Origin of the sequence: Paenibacillus polygoni, from assembly GCF_030263935.1 — a bacterium.
Classification (GTDB): domain Bacteria; phylum Bacillota; class Bacilli; order Paenibacillales; family Paenibacillaceae; genus Paenibacillus; species Paenibacillus polygoni.
The window spans coordinates 106,598-124,012 of the sequence record NZ_CP127162.1; the positions used below are offsets into that span (position 1 = coordinate 106,598).

Here is a 17,415-nt window from a genome sequence, read left to right on the forward strand (position 1 = left end):
TAAATAGAAGAAGCTGTGCTCTGGGCACAGCTTCTTCTATTTTGAGTCTTTAATTATTGTACATTTGTTGTTTTCGTTTCTCCGTTATACTTCCGAATGATGGAGATTTCAACTCTTCTGTTTTTTGCACGTCCTTCTGCCGTAGCATTCGACTCAACGGGATGGTATTCGCCATATCCACTTGGGGTGAATTTAGAAGGGTCTAATTTAGAATTCTGAAGTACGATTTTCAAAAAATTCAGCGCACGGTCACTGCTCAAATCCCAGTTATCTGTGTACTTGTAATTGCTAATAGGCATATTATCTGTATGTCCGGTAACAATGACATCATAAGAGGGGAATTGTTCAAGCATTCGGGAGATATTTTTGGCAAGCACTTTTGCCTCTGGTTTCACATCCGCCGCTCCTGATGCAAATAGAGCATTATCCGCGATAGTAATCATAAGCTGGGATTGATTGAGCTTCGTATCAAGCTGATTAGTTAAGCCGTTTTTATCAATATAATCGTCGAGCTGTTTCTTTAATTTTTCTAAGTCTTCTTGCTCCTTTTTCGCAAGTGCAGCATCTGTCGCCGTATTTGGATTACTGGAAGGACTCTTGTTTTTACCAAGATCCGCACCAGGGCCAGCATCGTAAGAGGAGGAATGTTCTAGAACTCCTGTACCTCCATTAAGAGCACTGCTAAGTGCCTGGGACATCTCTTCAAACTTCTTAGCATCTACGGAACTCATGGAGAACAAGGTGATGAATAAGGCGAGTAAGAGTGTCATGAGATCTGAATAAGGCAAGAGCCAGCTTTCGTCTGCATGTTCTTCGTGTTCTTCGTGACGCTTATTACTCTTTTTCACCTGTTCCTCCCTCCTTATTAGCAAGTTCAGCGCGTTCACGCGGGGTCAGAAATACAGATAATTTTTGATTAATGGCAATGGTAGAAACACCGGATTGAATGGAAAGGAGACCTTCCACCATCATCAGTTTGACCTCTGCTTCCTGTTTAGACATACGCTTCAGTTTGTTAGCAATGGGATGCCACAGCACATAACCTGAGAAAATACCGAGCAAGGTAGCGATAAAAGCGGCTGCGATGGCATGAGACAACTTTTCCATATCGCTCAGATCAGCCAGAGCTGCTATTAAACCAACTACTGCTCCGAGCACACCGAGAGTTGGAGCATACATACCTGCTTGTGAGAAAATAAGAGCACCTACTTTATGGCGATCTTCGGTTGCATGAATATCTTCCATAAGTACGTCGCGTACAAATTCCTGATCATTACCATCAATAATCATTCGCATACCGCCGCGAAGGAAATCATCATCGATTTCTTCTACTTTCGATTCCAAGGCAAGCAGACCTTCACGTCTAGTAATGGAAGCCCATTCGGCAAACATACTAATGAGCGTAATTTTCTCGATAAGTTTTGGTTTTGTGAAGACAATCTTGAACAGCTTCGGTATTTTTTTGACTTCAGACATGGGAAATGCCATGAATATCGTGGCAATGGTACCGCCAAAAATGATAAGGTAAGCCGCAGGGTTATTTACCAAGTTGATAATTGGCGCTCCCTTCAGGATCATACCAAATACAAGTGCAACGATTCCTAAGATTAATCCGATAATAGTTGAAATTTCCATGATACACCTCGTCCGTGAGATTTAATCTGAATCCTTTCATTGAGACATCCGGCTCATTTATTTTATTTATCGACATGTGATTCGTTTTTATGAAGGTTTATTTTCGGTATAATAGAACTACGATATGGAAATGGAGTGAACATTCAAATGGGTGTAAAACATGGACGCGAGTATAATGATATTTTGCAAGATTTAATACAGGCTCTTGGAAAAATACCGGATCGGTATATCTTTTTCGAGATGGAGGAAGAAGACTGGGCGAGACTCGGAGAAAAAGATCGTTTGGAAGTAGATGAAGCACTTGCAGAGGATCTGTTCTACGCGTTGGGATCTGAGAAAATGATTAGCGTTGGCAGCGGGGTTGTTATTCATGATCAGGAACTCCATCGCTTAAATATTCTTATCGGGGATGATGAACTCGACTTTGTATCCCTCATCTAAAGGAATAGGTTACAACTGGATTTAACGTTCCTTCCGTGATAAGATGGAACACGAATAAAGCCGTTCGGGAAGCGAACGGCTTCCTATTTTCCAGTGATAGGCTTGTGCAGCAGGGCATACTATTTAAGTCACAAGCTAGAGTATCTACAAAGGCACCGGGCATGCTGATTTGGATACGTTTTTTGATTAGGGGAGGTTAGATTGAACGATGGTCTTTACGCAAGAGGAAGTAGAAGCTCATCTCGATAAACTCGAAGGTTGGGAGTACGAGGAAGGTCGGTGGATTGTTCGCAAATTTACATTCACCAACTTTATGAAAGGCATAGCTTTTGTGGATGAAGTAGGTTTAATCTCCGAAGCGTTTAATCATCACCCTTTCATTACGATTGACCATAAAGTAGTCACATTAAGACTTACTTCCTGGGACGTTGGTGGCATCACTGCTATTGATATTAAAGAGGCTCAGCAATATAACGAGGCATACAACAGAATGATGCAAGTGTAATGAAAACACGCCTTATCGTCTCCTAGAAGGGAGAGGATAAGGCGTGTTTTGTTGATTCACTTTTTCTCGGATAGCCAAAGAGCAAGGTTCGCAATTTCTTCGTCGGAAAGTTGTCCTTCAAAAGCAGGCATTTTGCCTCCGCCTTTACCCTTACTAATCGTCTTATAAAGCTGCTCAGCATTTAATTCAGCGCCAACCTTTTGCAAGGAAGGACCAACGCCTCCTTCAAGCTGATTTCCATGACAAGAGATACAGCTTCCTTTAGCTTTTTCCTCAGCACTTGCAGCATCCAGAGTTACCTCGGGCATAGTGGGTCCGGCTTCTTCTGCCATCTCTTGTTCTCTTCCTGGTACCGTAAACATTAACACGAGGGCAAAAGCGCAAGCGAAGAAAAACAAACCGCTCATGATCCATTTCTTCATTTGTAGTGTCCTCCTACTATGTACATTCCTTATTTCATTATAATGTAACCGGCTTCAGGTTCATAGTATTTTATGGTAAATATTTAAACAAAAGCGAGAATAAGTAAACTCAGCTAGATATGACATGTTTTTTGTAAATCATGCAGTGAAATAATTGAGTACCTTCAGGAGTCAGCCGCTCATATGTGTCATCAATAACAAACCCAGCTTTTTCGTACGCCCGAATGGCTCTCGTATTCCAGGTGAGCACTTCCAAGTCAATGACATGGCTTGGATTCCTTTTTTGAGCTTCATGTACAACAGAAGACACAAAGGCCTGACCGTACCCATTGCCACACAAAGAGGGACGCATACCAAAGCCAAGCCGAGTGACTCCTTCTATAGGAAACAGCTGAGCAAAACCACATAGTGCAGGCAACTCTTGTTCTCGTACTACAGATACATATTGCTGTGCTCTTAGCACGGGATCTCCAAACTCAATCTCTAAAGCTTTCATCTGATCCCAAGGCAGCCAGCCGTATATATTATAGGGAGGCTCGTACTCCCAGGTACTAATCTCCGCAGCTTGCTCTTCGGTCATGGGCATGACTCGGAAAACAGGGGATGTTTGTGTCATAGGATCGCTCCTTTAATCTAAAATTTATCTTTCCTACCACTCTACAGGTTAAGAGAGAGGCGAGGCAAGCAATATGGAATAGAGGATAAATAAAAAAACTCGAACCTGATTACTTTTTGTAAAAAAAGTAGTCAAGGCCGAGTTATTAGGGTAATGATTAGAAATATTAGTCTAGAGTAGCTGTTTCGAACTGTTCAGTACTCATAATTCGCTTTGCACCTACATAACGCTTTGCATAGTAGCTTTCGTCAAGCTTACTGATCGTCACGCCTTTAGAGGAAGAAGCATGTGCAAACTTACCATCCCCAACAAAAATACCTACATGGGATACCCCTTTACCGCTGGTATTAAAGAATACAAGATCACCCGTTCTAATATCAGAACGAGACACTTCTGTACCCATATTGAACTGTGAACCCGATTGTCTTGGTAGTTCAATTCCCAGCTTCTCGAATACGTACATCGTGAAACCAGAACAATCAAAACCACTAAGAGTAGTTCCGCCGTATTTATAGTCTGTTCCCTGAACGCTTTCAATAACCTTGTCCATTTTGGAGTCAGCAAATGCACTCCCTGTTCCAATGGATAATGCGATTGCTAGGCTTAGCGCTGCAGCAGTTAATGTCTTTTTCAAAAAATAAACTCCTTCCAATGCCTGCGAGGTTAGCTTAAGGATTCGGTAGAAGGTTCCCCTATGACCACTCTGTTGCGAGATCAATTCACCCGTAATATGGTTCCCCCGCTTCCCAGGTACCAGGAATTTGGCGTATCTGATGATATGTACCTGTGAAGACGTATGTACTATGTATTTCCGATTCATAAAAACAATGAAATGATTATGTAATAAAAGCTTGGTCAATTTAGTTACAATAGATTACAAAGTTGTCACAACATGTTCTGGGCTTATTGTAACAGAATATGTGTAAATTTGGCAATCGTTTTCAGGGAAAAAATACAAAATAAGCCTGACTCATACGATAATGAGCCAGGCTTATCTTTTGGTAAGAAGTAGTTCGTGCTAACTTTAGGAGTGATTAGAGCTGGTTTTTGAATTCCACAGACTAAAATGAGAACTGATTTTCCACACATTCATAATGGACCGAATGAGATGATAGGATTGCTGTAGAATCAGAGCTAGAAGTCCCGTCCAAATTAAGGAGACAGCTGTGAATGAACCAAATATGGCTAGCGTAATGAAGCCGAGCAAAAGGGAGACCAAAGTGACAGGAACGGCATAACGGATACAGATCCATATCGATACAGAGCCGCTGCGTTTTCCAATGAGGCCAATCTGGCAGTAAAGCAGCAGCTGCTTTACTATATAGCCGTAGATCATCCACAAGAGAAGGTAAGGAATGATTTTAGTAAGTACAGGCAGATTATAAATAGCTGTAATAAGATTCGGAAGAATAACTGGAACAATCCAGTAAGCAGGGATGAGTAATAGGATGATCTCTATAAAATAGAGAAGAGATGTTTTTCTCCAATGTTTCTTAATGCCTTGAAAGAAAGCCAGACCTTTTGCTGAATTCCCTTGTTCATGCAGACTGTGAAGTAAACCTGCTCGAATAAGCGGGGTCATCAGCATTCGAATGAGGAACATAAGGATTAGCAGCCAGGCGTACTGATGAACTAACGGGCTTACCGATAAACTAAGCTGACCCTCCATCCAAAACAGCACCTTACTAAGCTCGTGAGGCGGAGGATCGGGATAGCGCATCAACAGCGGCACCACAGCAGAAGAAACAATCTTATAAAGAAACATTCCCCAGACCAGCTGGTATATAAAAAGAAACAATACAACAAAATAATGCTCTCTCATAGATTTGAATCCTTCTGATATATATACTTTCATCGACTCCACCTCACCATGACAGACTTCCAAGCAGGGTTTCAATCAGTTTCGTAATACTGATGTTAAACCGAGTCTGTATTTCTTCTTCTACTTCAGCTCTCATATAATTATTAATATGTTTGTTTTCAATGGCGATCGAGTAGGAAGGGTCTACCATGACCCATTCTATAGGTTCTTTATACGTTAGATTGTAGATAACATTCGCATCTTTGCCGTCCCACTCTTTGCGAATCATATGACCGTCTTTAAAGGCAAACACTACTGGGATTCCGGTGTAGTCTCCAGCTCTCTTACTCAATTTTACAGTTGAGATGTAGTTTGGTTCCGTTTCTGTGCTTTGATCCTTCACCTGGACCGAGTCTACAGCAAAGTCAGCCATCATGTTGCTGTATACATACTGATCGAAGAAAGCAGCCCAAGATTTGCGGGTAACTTGTTCGAGTACGGTCTGAAAATCTTTCGTCGTTGGATGTTTAAAACGGTACTTGGCAGCATAGGCAGACATGACTTTGTCCATTTTTTTGATGCCGATTTGCTGCTCAATGGCTCGCAAGACGAGTTTGCCGCGGGTGTATACATTTTCTGCATAATGCTGCTGTGAATCATATTTCCATGCTTCCTGCGTGAGGGAGGCAGGAGAAGTAATATAACCAGACTGCAAAGGGATGTGGGATGAAAGCCCATATTCTTGTTCCATTAAGCGTTCCTCAGCATAGGAAGTAAAGGCCTCGTCAAGCCAAGCTTCTTCAAATTCATTACTTGCAATCATGCCATAGAAGTATTGATGTCCAATCTCATGAATGACAGTGCGCTCCAGCTCATAACCAGGCGATGTTTCATCTGCGCCGAAAGCGGTAACCAAGGTAGGATACTCCATCCCGCCGGCTCCATTTCCTGCTTTGGGAGGCACAACGATGGATAATGTGGAGTACGGGTATTTTCCGTACCATTTGCTAAAATTGGATAAAGCCGATTTTGCTGCATACAGGTAGCGGTCTTTAAGATCAGCATGAGCAGGGTCTAGAAAAAGCTTAATTCGGACTCCAGGTACATTCGGTGCAGAGAACGGTTCTTCTACAACGACAAAATCGGGGGAAGCGGCCCAAGCAAAGTCATGAACATCATCAGCATAGAACTGATAAATACGCTGATCGTCCTTTTTATAATAAGGTTTGGTTGGGAAACCCGTTGCTGCTACGGTATAATTAGCAGGTACCGCAATACGTACACTATAAATTCCAAAGTCTGAGTAAAATTCGGAATTACCGTGATATTGATGTAAATTCCAACCTTCGGTCTTTCGGTTGCGTGTTCCGACAGGTTCATAGACACTTAGTTTGGGAAACCATTGTCCTGCCATAACGAAGTTATCTGCTGTTCCCATCCTGGCAAAGATCCTGGGCATATCCACTTCAAAGGACATATGGAGGGTGATCGATTCTCCCCCTTTTACAGGCTTGGGCAAACGGACTTTGACCAGACTCTTATCGTGTATATTTCCGTCATCGGGCTGTACATATTGAATGCGATGAAGGAGAGAAAGACCGTCTGGTGTTTTTATTTCTGTAAGTTTCATGGAGCCGTAACCATCTTTCGGCATCGCATCTCCTCTGAGTTTGCCTCCCGATTCTTTCATAAAGGTTGTCTCATCTGAGGCAAACGCATTGGGATACAAATGAAAATAAAGCTCACTCACCGTTTTCTTACCTGGATGGGTCCACGTCAAGGTAGAAGTGCCTTTAAGGACATGGTCTTCTGTTAATTGAACATCAATGTGATATTCAACTACACGGTCACTAAGCACCTCGGCAAGCGGTGTCTGTACAATTCCCTCTGTGGGCGCAGGCACTTGGGCATTTACATTGCCCGGTATCGGCGCAAGGGCAGATTGCGTAGATGGGGCTTGGCTTAAACTGAGCAGCAGTGTGCCGCCGAGAACACAAATAGCAAGAACAGAGGATAGAATTATTTTCGCGCGAACTGGGGTCATACGTTAAATACCTCCCACTTGACAAGCATCTAAGGCATGTATATGTTTGCAAGCGGAGAAATATTAGTTAAAATATTGGTATCAACTTTTGGAGGCCATAAAAATGGAACAAAACGGTCAAATTGGCAAGAAGCAGATTGCCTTAAATATTGTGAACAGCAAGAGTAAGCATAAAGGTTTTGGTTCAGGTTCGATTGATTTGAACAACGTTTCTCCTGTTATCATTGATGGAGGCGTTGCTACCATTGATATTGGTGCGATGCATGCAAAGAGTAAGGTAGAACGCGGTATTAAATTTTCTACGGAAAAAGCAGATGTACCGAATGGCCGGCAAGTATGGTTAGTATGGGTAGCAGTAGATCGTACGGCAGAAGGCCAGTTTTACGCAGGAGCGACCGCATGTGAGATGTTGATCGATACAGAAGCAAAACGCGGCTGGAAGATTCTCGCTGACCATGTAAATAAAATGGATTATGCAATGAAGCGCCGTGTCATGTTAGATGAGCTGGGAGATGAAGATAAGGCAGCATTAAAGCATCTGCTTATTTCTCATAATGAAGACTGGTGGAATGCAGCTCCAGATGAACTCAAACAGGCACTAGAGACGAACTAAACAGCAAAAAGAAGAGGGTTTCGGCATTAGCCGAAACCCTCTTTGTATTGTAAGAACGTACAGTTGATTGACCCTTAATTCGTCCACCAACGTTTAAAGTGATTCCACCAAGAATCATCTCGGTCATTTTGAATGTCATCTTCTCCGTTTGAGCCCGGTTTTGCTTCATGTTCATCACAGTATTCCGTAGGTTCTGTACCGCGGACAAACACTTCAAGTCTACGGCTTTCACAGTTCTCCCCGGCAAGTTTTCCGGTAGAAGGATCGATATAGACACTAACCACTTCTTCAGGAACAGGGAATATTTTCGGCGGAACATTTTCGAGCGCTTTTTCCATATATTCTGCAAAAATAGGAGCGGCTCTTCGGCTTTCAGAAGTAGTAATCTCCTGATTATTATCATATCCTACCCATACTGCTGTCGATAATTCAGGTGTGTAACCTACAAGCCAAGCATCTGAACTTGTGGTGCCTGTTTTCCCGGCAACCGGTCTCTTGATCTTATCGGCTACCCGGTGAGCGGTTCCCCCTGTATCAAAGACACTTTCGAGCAGACTTGTTACTACATAAGCAGAAGCGGTATCTACTACTTGTTCGGGGGTCTGTTCCGGCACTTTGTAGACAATTCGGTCTGCTGCATCCGTAATTTTCAGCACAGCTATAGGGGCATTACGAAGTCCCTCATTAGCGAGAACTGAATAAGCCGACGCCATCTCAAAAGGACTGACAGGCGATGTACCCAGCGCGAGTGATGGTACGGGATTAAGGGAACTCGTAATCCCGAGTTTTTTGGCCATTTCAATAACTGGGTCCGTTCCAATTTGCATTAGAGTACTCACCGCATAAATATTATCAGAGACCGCAATCGCTTTTCTCATATCAATGGGTCCAAGATATTTATCACCAAAGTTTTTTGGTTCATACGTTTTACGATCATTATCGTACTTGAACACAGTCGGTTTACTATCAAATTGCGAGATAGCGGTCATCTGCTTTGATGAAATGGCAGCCAAGTACATAATCGGTTTAAAAGAGGATGCAGGCTGCCTATTATCCGCCAGTGCATGGTTGTACTGACTGGAGTTATAGTCTGTTCCTCCGACCATGGCCTTTACATATCCATTTCTCGGATCAATGGATACTAAACCTACTTCAAGATCACTTTCTTTATCCATTCCGTTAGCGATCGCATCTTCAGCAGCTTCTTGCATCTGCATATCCAGGGTGGTGTAAATGTTAAGACCGCCATGTTCTAATTTAGCTGAATCGATCCCCAGATCATTAACCACTACGTTTCTTATATAGTCTCGGAAATAGGAGGCTTTTTCATTTGTCTTTGGCTGACTTTTTGGCTTGATATCAAGCAATTCATTATAAGCCTCATCAGCTTCCTCTTGCGTAATAGCTCCGGTAGTGACCATTGAATTCAGTACAACCTTTTGACGATCTTTCGCCTTCTTCATATTGTTGTAAGGAGAATAATAGGTCGGTCCTTTTGGAATGCCGGCAAGCATGGCACTTTCCGCTAAATTTAAATCGGCTGCAGACTTGCCAAAATACATTTGCGCTGCAGATTCAATACCATAAGCACCATGGCCGTAATAAATTTCGTTAAGATACATTTGTAAAATTTCATCTTTGGTGTACTTCATTTCAAGTTGTGCCGTGTATATAGCCTCTTTAATTTTACGAGACCACGTTTTCTCATGAGACAGATACAAGTTTCTTGCCAGCTGCTGTGTGATCGTACTAGCCCCTTGCGACATGTTCATCTCTTTTATATTAACGAGAATGGCACGAGCCACTCCTTTCCAGTCAAACCCAAAATGAGAATAGAACTTCCGATCTTCTACCGAGATGGTAGCCTGGGTAAGCGCAGGTGCAACTTGGTCTAACTTGACGGGAATGGAATCCTTCCCTTCGGGAGAGAATGTGGCGATAACTTCACCATCTATATCAAAAAGTCTGGAGTTATGGTCATTATCTGCAAGAGGAAGACTAGTCGCATATAGATAGACAAGAAGTATAACAGCAAATATCAGACCCAGTACGGTTAGTCCTGCTAACCACTTCAGAATCTTTTTGGTGCGAGAATATTGCGTTTTTGACTGATCTGTAGATTCTGGCATCACATAGGTCTCCTTTCAAAAAAACTGCCTTATATTCCATTATGGGAATACAATTCATCCATTATTCACGATTTATACAGATTCTTTACACCGGTATTTAGGGTAAAGGTTAACATAAAGTCTAGTTCATGCTAACTCTGCTCTACGACTTTTGGATTCTTTATCTTACATAGGGGGTGTACTTGTGTACTTGATTCATGCGGCCATACTGCTCCCCATTCTAGCAGGAGTTGGGATAGCCTTTATGAAACGTTTGTCTCGCAGCTTCCACCTGGGCTGGGCAGTTCTAACCATCCCGCTTGTCCTACTGATTTACTTTCTGAGCTTGATTCCACAAATAAGTAACCGGAATTTGATTAGTGAATCGCTAGATTGGATGCCATCCCTTGGGATTAATTTCACCATTTTATTGGATGGGTTAAGCCTGCTGTTAGCACTGCTTATTACGGGTATTGGCTCATTGGTTGTACTGTATTCCATTTATTATATGAAGCAGGATGAGGCTTTGCATCGTTTCTATCTATATCTGCTCCTTTTTATGGGAGCCATGCTTGGTGTCGTTCTTTCAGATAATATGATGGTTTTGTATGGGTTCTGGGAACTAACCAGTATTGCTTCTTTTTTACTTATCGCTTTTCATCACAAGAAAGAGGCATCAATTCGCGGCGCGAGTAAGTCATTCCTGATTACTGTTTTTGGTGGATTCGCCATGTTAACTGGGTTTATCTTACTGTATCTAATCAGCGGATCTTACAGTATTCGGGAGACGATCGAATCTGTATCTAATATTGCAGAGCATCATCTATTTGTTCCTGCTCTTATTTTAATCCTAATCGGAGCTTTCACCAAATCAGCGCAGTTTCCGTTCCATGTTTGGCTGCCTGATGCAATGGAGGCCCCAACACCCGTTAGTGCATACTTGCACTCGGCAACCATGGTCAAAGCAGGAATTTATATCGTTGCCAGGTTTACACCTGTTTTTGGCGGAGAAGCCACTTGGTTTTGGATTATTTCTTTAGTGGGGACGATATCAATGGTTTATGGTGCACTGATTGCCATAAAGAAAACAGATTTAAAGGCAATCTTGGCATATTCCACGGTATCGCAGCTGGGGCTAATTATGTCTTTGTTTGGACTAGGATCAGCCGCACTCTACTTTGGTTATGGCGCAGAGTCCATGCTTTATACCACGGCTACAATGGCAGGATTACTTCATTTGTTCAATCATGCGCTGTTTAAAGGTTCTCTATTTATGATGGCAGGGATTGTAGATCATGAGACCGGTACACGTGATATCCGGAAACTTGGCGGGTTAATTACCGTTATGCCGTTTACGTTTACTGTTGCGCTGATCGGCACCTTTTCTATGGCCGGCCTGCCGCCATTTAATGGATTTGTCAGTAAGGAGATGTTCTTCAAAGCTACACTTGAAGCAGCAGACTTTTCTATATTTAGCCTTGGCACATGGGGGATTATTTTTCCTGTACTTGCCTGGATCGGTAGTGTAATGACGTTTATCTACTCGCTCGTTATTGTGTTTCGCACCTTCCTTGGTAAGAACAAAACAGATATTCCACTCCAAAAGCTGCATGAAGCTCCAATTGGAATGTTGATTCCTCCCCTTATTCTTGTATCTATGGTCTTAATCACCGGTATTTATCCCGATATTTTATCCTCGTCGATTATAGAACCGGCAATGGCTTCCGTATTATCTCCACTCCTCGCTGAAGGAGAACGGTTTGATGTCCATTTGTATCTCTGGCATGGTGTTACTCCAGAATTATGGATGACGGCAGGAGTCATTGTACTGGGTGTTATCTCATATAAATTGCTGCCTCGCTGGAAAACGGTTTATGAAGATTACATCCCTGTGTATACCGTTAATAAGTTTTATAATGCTGTATTTCGTGCATTGCATCGATTTTCTAAACGTTGGACACAAACTTATATGAATGGTTCGGTTCGGAACTATCTCATCTATATCTTTGTGTTTATGATTGTGTTGATCAGCTACGGTTTCTATCATGCAACGAATATTGAATGGAATTTCAGCGGATATAATTCCTTTAAGTTGTATGAGACCATTTTACTTGTTGGTCTTGTCGTTACAGCAATCTGTATACCCTTTGCTAAACATCGTTTATCAGCTGTCATTTTAACAGGAGCAGTTGGTTATCTAGTTAGTTTGTTCTTTGTGTTATTCCGTGCACCGGATCTCGCACTAACACAGATGGTTGTAGAGACGGTATCCGTAGCACTTTTCCTGCTGTGCTTCTACCATCTGCCTGAACTTACGCCGAAATCTAGCAAGAAGTATAAATCTGTAAATCTTATCATCTCCGTAGGTGTAGGTATTATTGTGATGCTGATTGCTCTCGCTGCTAGCGGAACCATACAACTTGATACCATATCTGAGTTCTACACGGCGGAAAGTTATAACCTAGCAGGCGGAAAAAATATTGTAAATGTACTGCTCGTTGATTTTAGAGGTTTTGATACATTACTTGAAATTATGGTCTTGGGGGTAGCAGCACTTGCTATTTATTCTATGATTAATCTCAATTTGAATGGTAAAGACTTGGGGTCTTCTCATCATACACTCGCAAGAGAGAAGCAAGAATCAACGGAAAAAGAGAGAAGTAACTCAAATCCGGAGAGCTGGAACAGTGTTTCACTTCGCAGTAATGATGTGTTCCTGCAGATGAGCACGAAAATTATCGTGTTTATCATCCTTATCTTTGCACTCTATCTATTCTTTGCAGGACATCATCAGCCAGGCGGGGGCTTTATTAGTGGACTGGTTACCGCATCTGCTCTTGTTCTTTTAGCCATTGCGTTTAATACAGATACCCTTCGCCGAATTCTACCCGTAGATTATCGTACAGTTATTGCCTGCGGTCTCTTAATCTCATTGGCAACAGCGGCTGGTTCCTTTGTCTTTGACTTACCATTCATGAGTCAGGCATTTGGATATTTCGATATTCCTTTGCTGGGAGAAGTGGAATTAACGACAGCTACCCTGTTTGAGACTGGAGTATTTATGGCTGTCTTGGGTGTTACGATGACGATCATCTTACAGATCGGGGAGGACCGTTAGTTATGGAAATTATTATGAGTGTTACCGTAGGTATTCTATTTGCTATAGGAGTGTATTTAATTCTTTCAAGGAGTTTGCTTCGTCTTGTACTAGGTCTTTCCTTGTTAACCCATGGCGTACATTTACTCCTGATGACCATGGCCCGTCTAAAAACGGGAGCACCTCCCCTATTAGGAGAGAAGGCTGAGAATTACGTAGATCCGCTGCCACAGGCGTTAATTCTAACCTCCATAGTTATTAACTTTGGACTTTTGGCATTCTTTTTCGTCCTTGCATATCGGTCCTATTTGAAGTTAAAAACAGACGATATGGAAGAAGTAAGGGGGCCGAAATATGAATAATGTGGTTGTTCTTCCCATCTTCTTGCCAGTACTAACCGGAATTTTGCTCGTTTTCTTTATGAAATCTGTCCGGATGCAGCGTCTGATTAGTGGAATTGGTTCAATAGCTACGCTCCTCGTTACGGCTTTCTTATTTTATACGGTGTCCACATCAGGGCTTCAGCTTCTTAATATGGGGGGGTGGGCAGCCCCCTACGGCATTGTATTTGTTGCAGATACACTTGCTTCATTATTAGTATTGGTGTCTTCCATAATTTCAGTCGCCTGTACTTTTTATGCTTTTCAAAGCATTACAGAAGAGCGGGAGAAACATCATTTCTATGTATTTTTTCAATTCTTAATGGCGGGTGTAAATGGATCTTTTCTAACAGGTGATCTATTTAATTTGTTTGTTTGCTTTGAGCTGATGCTGATTTCCTCTTATGCGCTTTTGGTACTGGGCAATACAGAACGTCAGCTTAGAGAATCACTGAAATATGTACTTATTAATATGGTTTCGTCATCTTTACTAGTAGTTGCTATTGGGTATTTGTATTCTGTGACAGGAACCATTAATATGGCCCATCTGTCTGTACGGGTGGCTGAAGTAGGTCAAGATGGGATTTTAGGGGTCATTGCTTTATTGTTTTTGCTTATCTTCAGCATTAAAGCAGGTCTGTTTCTCTTTTTCTGGTTATCTGGATCTTACGCAGCTCCGCCGGCTCTTGTCACTGCCTTATTTGCTGGTCTGCTGACCAAAGTAGGGTTATATGCCATCGTAAGGGTATTTACGCTAATCTTTTATCATGATCTGCAATTTACAAATGCTATTATTGGCTGGATGGCAGGAGCGACAATGTTGCTTGGCGTTATTGGAGCGATTGCTTATAAGGACGTGAACAAAATACTTGTCTACAATGTCGTAGCGGGTGTAGGGTTTGTTGCTTTTGGTATGGCAGCTGGCAATAAGCTGGCACTTGAGGGTCTCATGTTTTATCTCATACATGACATGATTATCAAATCACTGCTCTTTTTGCTCGGAGGAGCACTCATTGCTGCTGCGGGTACATCTAATTTGAACAATATGGGCGGGATGATTAAGAAATACCCTTTACTCGGCTGGATGTTCTTTGTTACTGCACTTGCTCTTGCCGGAGTACCGCCGCTTAGTGGATTTCCAGGTAAACTGATGTTGTTCGAAGGCGGACTTGATGCAGGCCTCTATGGGCTTACAGCCATTGCTGTTATTGCAAGTTTTATTATGCTGTACTCTGTGCTGCGGGTGTTCATTTATGCATTTTGGGGCAGGGATAAAACGATGCATGGAGGGACAACACAGATTTCAGTCAACCAGCTGCTTGTTCCGTCAGGGTTCCTGTTTATTCTGATTATTGGAATAGGAATATTTGCTGAAGTTCTTTATCCTGCACTCTCCACAGCAGCACACGTACTCATAGACCCTAATCTTTATATTGATAACGTTATGAAGGAGTGGTGATCGATGGCACGACAAATCGTACTAAATTTGATCATCGCCTTCTTATGGATGCTATTAAATCAATCCTGGAATGGAGCCGGTTTCGTAACGGGATATGTATTAGGTCTATTGATTATCGGCGTATTCCGGCGCTTTTTTCCCACTCCGTTTTATATTATCCGTATTTGGGCTGTGATCAAGCTGCTGAAATTGCTTCTTGTCGAACTGTTCCGCTCTTCATTTCAGGTGATTGGCGCCATACTGAAGCCAAAGCTGGATATTACGCCAGGTACGTTTAAGTATCGGACGGAGCTGACTTCGGATTTTGAAATCATGCTTTTATTTCTATTTATCTCCTTAACACCGGGAACACTTGCGCTGGAAATTTCGAAAAACAAACGCACCTTATATATCCATGCTTTTAATATGTCTGAAGAAGAGGAAATGGTTTCAAGCATCCGGGATTCCTTTGAAAAAGCCATAATGGAGGTGACGAGATAATGCTGCAAGTCATTCTAAATATATCTTTGCTTCTATTAGGTATCTCTATAATCGGCTGTCTATATCGGATATTAAAAGGTCCTTCAATGGCAGATCGAATTACTGCACTCGACACGATAGGAATTCAGCTCATAGGAAGTGTGGCGATTCTCTCCATGCTGCTTCATACACAGGCTTACGTAGATATTATTTTGCTTATAGGCATCTTGGCTTTTATTAGTACAGTCGCCTTTGCAAGATTTATCGAGAGGGGGGTCGTACTCGAAAATGATGACGATCTTTAGTATACTCATCGGGCTCTTAGTTCTGTTTGGCTCCATCATCAGTGTGCTGAGCGCCTTTGGACTCATCCGACTTCCAGATGTTTATCTCCGTGCTCATGCTGCAACAAAGAGTACGACACTTGGGGTTTTGTGCATCCTTTTTGGCAGTTTCTTGTTTTTCATTGTATATGACGGGTATATAAGTGCAAGGCTCCTTCTAGGTATTCTCTTTGTGTTTATGACAGCTCCTGTTGCCGGTCATCTTAATGCTCGGGCAGCCTATCGTACAGACGTCCCGCTGTGGAAAGGGACTGTTCAAGATGCACTAGCTCCTGTTCTTCGAGGGAAGAAGCGCATTCTAGCAGAGGAAGAAGAAGTATCAGTGGATGAAAAAGACGAATAAAAAGGCGAATAAAAAGACGCAGAGTGATGTTCTTCACAATTTCTTTACAGTTATTTCTGGTTTAACGTATAATGCAAAAGTGCGTTTATAAGCATTTACGTTTAGTACAATATTTAGAAGTGAAACGGAATTCATACTGGTGCGAGCCAGGAACGTCTTTTCCATATCGCTTCGTAAACGCTGTTTACGATGGAGAACTCCAGCTGAGCTGGCCTAAATTACAGGGAACCCTTGCTATATAGGGCCATTTTACGGCGATCATATGACGGCTGAACACTTATTCTAATCGAGAGAAGGTAGTTAACGATGGAATTGTGGTTTACGGAGAAACAAACTGAAGATTTTGGTATTACCATGAAGATTAAAGAGACTTACGTAAGTGAGAAGACAGATTTTCAGGATTTGGCTATGGTAAAAACCGAAGAGTTCGGCAACATGCTTTTGCTTGACGGTATGGTAATGACAACAGAAAAAGACGAATTCGTATATCATGAAATGGTTGCGCATCCGGTTCTATATACACATCCAAACCCAGAACAGGTTCTTGTTGTTGGCGGCGGAGACGGCGGAGTGATTCGCGAAGTACTAAAACACCCGCAGGTGAAAAAGGCAGTTTTGGTTGATATCGATGGAAAAGTGATTGAATATTCCAAAAAATATTTACCAAGCATTGCGGGCGGGCTAGAGGATCCTCGTGTTGAAGTGCTTGTAAACGATGGTTTCATGCACATTCATGATCATAAGAATACTTATGACGTTATTATGGTAGATTCCACTGAACCAGTGGGTCCTGCAGCAAATCTCTTTACACGTGGGTTCTATCAAGGAATTTATGAAGCTTTAAAAGAGGATGGAATTTTTGTTGCTCAAACGGACAATCCTTGGTTTAAGGCAGATTTAATTCAAAGTGTAAACAAAGATGTGAAGGAAGTATTCCCGATTGTTCGAGTATACACTGCGAATATTCCAACCTATCCAAGTGGACTATGGACGTTTACTATGGGAAGCAAGAAATATGATCCGCTTGAAGTGGATGAGAGTGCAATTCCTGAAATAGATACAAAATACTATACACCACGTCTTCACAAAGCAGCATTCGTGTTGCCTAAATTTGTAGAAGATTTGATTAAATAGAGGAGGTCTTTTAC

18 protein-coding genes and 1 riboswitch are annotated in these 17,415 nt (G+C 42.1%); of the genes, 10 read left to right on the top strand and 8 right to left on the bottom strand.

The annotated features are described in order from the left end of the window. Window positions 1-53: 53 nt before the first annotated feature. The gene (locus QPK24_RS00475; protein ID WP_285745333.1) at window positions 54-848 is read right to left on the bottom strand and encodes a flagellar motor protein MotB; all 795 of its coding nucleotides are present in this window, start codon (window positions 846-848) and stop codon (window positions 54-56) included. Then, window positions 835-1,635 carry a flagellar motor stator protein MotA gene (gene motA / locus QPK24_RS00480; protein WP_285745335.1) on the bottom strand — a complete coding sequence of 267 codons (801 nt, stop codon included), beginning with the start codon at window positions 1,633-1,635 and terminating at the stop codon, window positions 835-837. The genes QPK24_RS00475 and motA overlap by 14 nt, the downstream gene beginning before the upstream one ends. A gap of 147 nt (window positions 1,636-1,782) precedes the next feature. On the opposite strand from motA, the gene QPK24_RS00485 reads away from it, so the two are divergent. Together QPK24_RS00485 and QPK24_RS00490 are read left to right on the top strand one after the other, a co-directional pair. After that, complete coding sequence (locus QPK24_RS00485; RefSeq protein ID WP_213535771.1) at window positions 1,783-2,076, top strand: hypothetical protein; 294 nt, start codon at window positions 1,783-1,785, stop codon at window positions 2,074-2,076. 208 nt (window positions 2,077-2,284) lie between these two features. After that, a complete protein-coding gene (locus QPK24_RS00490; protein WP_160037032.1) occupies window positions 2,285-2,581 on the top strand; it encodes a 4a-hydroxytetrahydrobiopterin dehydratase in 297 nt (98 codons plus the stop codon). 56 nt (window positions 2,582-2,637) lie between these two features. Here the strand turns inward: QPK24_RS00490 and QPK24_RS00495 are convergent, their stop codons facing one another. The 5 genes from QPK24_RS00495 to QPK24_RS00515 form a co-directional block, all read right to left on the bottom strand. After that, window positions 2,638-3,003 (bottom strand): c-type cytochrome, encoded by a 366-nt coding sequence (locus QPK24_RS00495; RefSeq protein WP_285745339.1) that lies wholly within the window; start codon window positions 3,001-3,003, stop codon window positions 2,638-2,640. A 109-nt stretch (window positions 3,004-3,112) separates the two neighbouring features. After that, window positions 3,113-3,619 carry a GNAT family N-acetyltransferase gene (locus tag QPK24_RS00500; protein WP_285745341.1) on the bottom strand — a complete coding sequence of 169 codons (507 nt, stop codon included), beginning with the start codon at window positions 3,617-3,619 and terminating at the stop codon, window positions 3,113-3,115. A gap of 166 nt (window positions 3,620-3,785) precedes the next feature. After that, window positions 3,786-4,253, bottom strand: coding sequence for a C40 family peptidase (locus QPK24_RS00505; RefSeq protein WP_160037035.1), 468 nt, complete (start codon window positions 4,251-4,253; stop codon window positions 3,786-3,788). 3 nt (window positions 4,254-4,256) lie between these two features. Beyond that, window positions 4,257-4,396: riboswitch (cyclic di-AMP (ydaO/yuaA leader) on the bottom strand. A gap of 247 nt (window positions 4,397-4,643) precedes the next feature. Continuing rightward, window positions 4,644-5,474 carry a hypothetical protein gene (locus QPK24_RS00510; protein ID WP_285745345.1) on the bottom strand — a complete coding sequence of 277 codons (831 nt, stop codon included), beginning with the start codon at window positions 5,472-5,474 and terminating at the stop codon, window positions 4,644-4,646. A gap of 10 nt (window positions 5,475-5,484) precedes the next feature. Next, the gene (locus QPK24_RS00515) at window positions 5,485-7,464 is read right to left on the bottom strand and encodes a M1 family metallopeptidase (RefSeq protein ID WP_285745347.1); all 1,980 of its coding nucleotides are present in this window, start codon (window positions 7,462-7,464) and stop codon (window positions 5,485-5,487) included. Between the two features lie 103 nt (window positions 7,465-7,567). On the opposite strand from QPK24_RS00515, the gene QPK24_RS00520 reads away from it, so the two are divergent. Then, window positions 7,568-8,077, top strand: coding sequence for a YwhD family protein (locus QPK24_RS00520; protein ID WP_285745349.1), 510 nt, complete (start codon window positions 7,568-7,570; stop codon window positions 8,075-8,077). Window positions 8,078-8,151: 74 nt separating this feature from the next. On the opposite strand, the gene QPK24_RS00525 is transcribed toward QPK24_RS00520, so the two are convergent. Next, window positions 8,152-10,206 carry a transglycosylase domain-containing protein gene (locus tag QPK24_RS00525; RefSeq protein ID WP_285745350.1) on the bottom strand — a complete coding sequence of 685 codons (2,055 nt, stop codon included), beginning with the start codon at window positions 10,204-10,206 and terminating at the stop codon, window positions 8,152-8,154. A gap of 184 nt (window positions 10,207-10,390) precedes the next feature. Here QPK24_RS00525 and QPK24_RS00530 point away from each other — a divergent pair, with 184 nt between their 5' ends. From QPK24_RS00530 to speE, 7 genes are all read left to right on the top strand, one after another. Continuing rightward, a complete protein-coding gene (locus tag QPK24_RS00530) occupies window positions 10,391-13,303 on the top strand; it encodes a Na+/H+ antiporter subunit A (RefSeq protein WP_285745352.1) in 2,913 nt (970 codons plus the stop codon). Between the two features lie 2 nt (window positions 13,304-13,305). Next, window positions 13,306-13,644, top strand: a complete 339-nt coding sequence (locus QPK24_RS00535) for a Na(+)/H(+) antiporter subunit C (RefSeq protein ID WP_160034311.1) — start codon at window positions 13,306-13,308, stop codon at window positions 13,642-13,644. Next, the gene (locus tag QPK24_RS00540) at window positions 13,637-15,121 is read left to right on the top strand and encodes a Na+/H+ antiporter subunit D (RefSeq protein ID WP_285745355.1); all 1,485 of its coding nucleotides are present in this window, start codon (window positions 13,637-13,639) and stop codon (window positions 15,119-15,121) included. The genes QPK24_RS00535 and QPK24_RS00540 overlap by 8 nt, the downstream gene beginning before the upstream one ends. Before the next feature lie 3 nt (window positions 15,122-15,124). Next, entirely contained in the window at window positions 15,125-15,601 is a 477-nt protein-coding gene (locus tag QPK24_RS00545) for a Na+/H+ antiporter subunit E (protein WP_285745357.1), read from the top strand. Further along, the gene (locus QPK24_RS00550) at window positions 15,601-15,885 is read left to right on the top strand and encodes a Na(+)/H(+) antiporter subunit F1 (protein WP_285745359.1); all 285 of its coding nucleotides are present in this window, start codon (window positions 15,601-15,603) and stop codon (window positions 15,883-15,885) included. The genes QPK24_RS00545 and QPK24_RS00550 overlap by 1 nt, the downstream gene beginning before the upstream one ends. After that, window positions 15,869-16,267 carry a monovalent cation/H(+) antiporter subunit G gene (gene mnhG / locus QPK24_RS00555; protein WP_285745361.1) on the top strand — a complete coding sequence of 133 codons (399 nt, stop codon included), beginning with the start codon at window positions 15,869-15,871 and terminating at the stop codon, window positions 16,265-16,267. The genes QPK24_RS00550 and mnhG overlap by 17 nt, the downstream gene beginning before the upstream one ends. A 306-nt stretch (window positions 16,268-16,573) precedes the next feature. Next, on the top strand, window positions 16,574-17,401 hold the full coding sequence (gene speE, locus QPK24_RS00560; protein WP_285745363.1) for a polyamine aminopropyltransferase: 828 nt from the start codon (window positions 16,574-16,576) through the stop codon (window positions 17,399-17,401). Window positions 17,402-17,415 lie beyond the last annotated feature (14 nt).

Coding starts and splice junctions, on each gene's coding strand:
- motA (WP_285745335.1), bottom strand. CDS start 1,635: ATGGAAATTTCAACTATTATCGGATTAATCTTAGGAATCGTTGCACTT.
- QPK24_RS00485 (WP_213535771.1), top strand. CDS start 1,783: ATGGGTGTAAAACATGGACGCGAGTATAATGATATTTTGCAAGATTTA.
- QPK24_RS00490 (WP_160037032.1), top strand. CDS start 2,285: ATGGTCTTTACGCAAGAGGAAGTAGAAGCTCATCTCGATAAACTCGAA.
- QPK24_RS00495 (WP_285745339.1), bottom strand. CDS start 3,003: ATGAAGAAATGGATCATGAGCGGTTTGTTTTTCTTCGCTTGCGCTTTT.
- QPK24_RS00500 (WP_285745341.1), bottom strand. CDS start 3,619: ATGACACAAACATCCCCTGTTTTCCGAGTCATGCCCATGACCGAAGAG.
- QPK24_RS00510 (WP_285745345.1), bottom strand. CDS start 5,474: ATGAAAGTATATATATCAGAAGGATTCAAATCTATGAGAGAGCATTAT.
- QPK24_RS00515 (WP_285745347.1), bottom strand. CDS start 7,464: ATGACCCCAGTTCGCGCGAAAATAATTCTATCCTCTGTTCTTGCTATT.
- QPK24_RS00520 (WP_285745349.1), top strand. CDS start 7,568: ATGGAACAAAACGGTCAAATTGGCAAGAAGCAGATTGCCTTAAATATT.
- QPK24_RS00525 (WP_285745350.1), bottom strand. CDS start 10,206: ATGCCAGAATCTACAGATCAGTCAAAAACGCAATATTCTCGCACCAAA.
- QPK24_RS00535 (WP_160034311.1), top strand. CDS start 13,306: ATGGAAATTATTATGAGTGTTACCGTAGGTATTCTATTTGCTATAGGA.
- QPK24_RS00540 (WP_285745355.1), top strand. CDS start 13,637: ATGAATAATGTGGTTGTTCTTCCCATCTTCTTGCCAGTACTAACCGGA.
- QPK24_RS00545 (WP_285745357.1), top strand. CDS start 15,125: ATGGCACGACAAATCGTACTAAATTTGATCATCGCCTTCTTATGGATG.
- QPK24_RS00550 (WP_285745359.1), top strand. CDS start 15,601: ATGCTGCAAGTCATTCTAAATATATCTTTGCTTCTATTAGGTATCTCT.
- mnhG (WP_285745361.1), top strand. CDS start 15,869: ATGATGACGATCTTTAGTATACTCATCGGGCTCTTAGTTCTGTTTGGC.
- speE (WP_285745363.1), top strand. CDS start 16,574: ATGGAATTGTGGTTTACGGAGAAACAAACTGAAGATTTTGGTATTACC.